Genomic DNA, 2,649 nt, shown 5'->3' with positions numbered 1-2,649 from the left:
GTCTCCTTGCTGGATCCAATAGGCAGCGAGAAAGCTTGCTGTGGCCTCGTCGACTCCGTGTTCGAGGAGGATAGACTCAACAAGCTTGCGGGTTGCATCGACAGCGTCGTTGTCGATGTCGAACGCCTTTACTGCATGCTTGAGGGAATCCCCTGTGATTGGGAAGCTCGCCGACCGGGCTGACGCAAGCAATCTATGGACTGCCTCGCCAATGAAGGCTCCGCCCCCTACAGCTGGGTCGAGGATTGTTCCGGACGTGAGGTGCTTGTCAGGCCTGTAGCCAGCAAGGTCGAGGATGAGCGACACGACCCAAGGCCGCGTATATACGGCGCCGACACCCGGTCGCTTGCCGCTTCGGGAAGTCACGATGCCTGCCGCGATCGTTGCGCTACGACGGCGGCGATCGAGGTGGCCAGATCCGCAGGGTCGTCGTGCTCCCACAGAACAAACACGAGCCAGCCGGCATCCTCAAGGCGTCGAACCGACTCGGCATCGCGCGCGACGTTCTTGGCGATCTTCGCCTCCCATCGCGCCGCTGCATCCGATGGCTGTCCACCATGGGTCGGGCATGCATACCAGAAGCACTTGCGAATGTTGATCGCTACTCGCGCACCGACGAACGCGACGTCAACGCGAGACTTGCGGTCGGGGAGGACTCGATACTGGAGGCGGTAGCGAAGCCCGTGCTGTGTGAGCGCGTTCCTGAGGGCCAACTCAGGATTGCCAGCGCGTTTGGATCGAGCTTTGCTGTTTACCGGGTCCCAACCTGTAGCGATCGTTAGCTTCGGCCGGGTAGCTACCTGGTGACGCTCCAGATCTGCGTAGAAGTCATCGGGCACCGGGAGGCCAGATTGGTCTAGCCGGCTGAGGAACCCAGTCACAGCACGGTGTGACAATGGCTCCGATGAATCTGGGTCGACTATCTCTCGAAGCGGACGTAGGGGGGTCGATCGTGGCCATGTCGTGGCTGGAACCGCCCATGCGCCGGAACGCCCGCCGTATCCCGCTCGTGGCCATCTCTTATTCCGATCGAGAGGCTCCCTAGCCAAGCTGTCAACGTTGGCCGGTGTTGCCTGCAGCCGAGAACCGATCCATTCGCCAATGGGAACCGGCACAGCGTTGCCCAGCAGCTTCCACCGTTGATCTCGGTTGCCAGTGTGCAGTGCTGGATCAGTCCACCCGACGGGTAGGCCTTGAAGCTGTTCGCCGGCGGCAATGCTTGGCAGTACGAATCGGCGACCGACGGGATTGCTGGGGTACCAAACTGCTGGTGCCGACGGTAAACCAATCGTCGAACCACCTTTCATCGTTGGTACGGCCGACTGCACCAGACCGACGCCGCTTCGTCCCTCGGTCCAGTAGAACCCGGCAGCAGCGCTGTGGCCGTCGAGCTGGCTAGTGGGTGGCTCCGACGCGTTCTCCGTGAGGAGGGTGGTGGCGTCGCCGTCAATCTTGCTGGCAAGGATGATCACACGCAGGCGCTTCTGGGGGAGTCCGGTAAATCGTGCGTCGACTGTGCGGTAGGCCCAGTCGTAGCCCAATGCCTCCAACTGCATTGTGATGTAGTCCATACCGGCGCCCTGGTGAAGGGTGAGGAGGTTGGTCACGTTCTCCAGAACGATCCAACGCGGGTTTGCCTCTTGGGCAATGCGGAAGACCTCACTGACCAGTCCAGATTGAGGACCGCCGATTCCAGCGCGTCGACCGACGTGCGAGATATCGGTGCAGGGGAAGCCCGCGGCGAGGACGTCGCATGCTGGTGCTTCGAAATCCGTAACATCGTGCCCAAGGGGCACGGCGGTCCAATGGTCGCTGAGCACGGACCTCGCCGAATCCCAGATCTCACACTGCGCGATGACTTCGAGTCCCGCCCGCTCTAGACCCAGATCAAGGCCTCCTATGCCGGAGAACAGCGACACGGTCGGAAGCGAGGAGTGTGACACACTGCGCACGTTACTCGAGTTCGGCGTAGAACTCGAGGCCAGGGTCAGGGCAGGCCTTGCGACCAGGCGTAGTGACCTTACTCGGCGGCATCGCTGGCCAGGCGGTTCTCGATGCGCTCAACAACCGCCCGAAGACTGGCTATGGACTGGCTCGCGGCCAGATAGTCGGAATAGGACTGCTTCGCGTTTCTAATCAGGTGGCTGTACGTCACGACTTTAGTCGAACCGGCGCGAAGTAACTCCGCTGATTCCCTACGACCGTTGTCGCTGCCTTTCCAGTCAGATAAGTCCCTTCCCACCACACACACAACTTGAAGGTCAACATCCCGCCCCTCTTGTCCGCGTAGATGTTCCAGTATCGGTACGCGATACTTTCTAACCTGTTTCGCTAATTCGTAGGAGTCAGTGACTACGTCAGCTCGCTTTAGTTCGACTAGGACGTGATCTGTGCCTGTGACACGGTATTTGATGTCGACGCGATCCTTTGGCTTAGACTTGTCGTTAAGTATCTTAGCTATACTTTTTTCCATAAGAGGGGGATCGACCCGATCCCACGCCGGATCGAGTAGCCATAGATGCTCGAATAGATACTTCTGAAGTGTCTTTTCCAGAGCATTCTCATCGGTGAGCCGCTCGAACTTCTCGACAATCTCAAGCCTCTGTTTGACGATGTCGTAGTACATCGCCTCCTCGACTTCATCGAGGC

At 59.5% G+C, this 2,649-nt stretch carries 2 protein-coding genes and 1 pseudogene; all 3 read right to left on the bottom strand.

Going from position 1 to position 2,649, the window contains the following annotated elements; genetic code table 11:
• The coding region (locus tag QM582_RS05000) for a hypothetical protein (protein WP_415082303.1) at positions 1-306 on the bottom strand (306 nt) is incomplete at its 3' end.
• Between the two features lie 56 nt (positions 307-362).
• Complete coding sequence (gene dcm / locus QM582_RS04995; RefSeq protein WP_415082301.1) at positions 363-1,919, bottom strand: DNA (cytosine-5-)-methyltransferase; 1,557 nt, start codon at positions 1,917-1,919, stop codon at positions 363-365.
• A 101-nt stretch (positions 1,920-2,020) separates the two neighbouring features.
• A pseudogene (locus QM582_RS04990) lies at positions 2,021-2,649 on the bottom strand (hypothetical protein); the annotation flags it as partial.

The organism is Micropruina sp., from assembly GCF_047607385.1.
Lineage (GTDB): Bacteria > Actinomycetota > Actinomycetes > Propionibacteriales > Propionibacteriaceae > Micropruina.
This window is presented reverse-complemented; position numbering and strand designations above follow the sequence as displayed.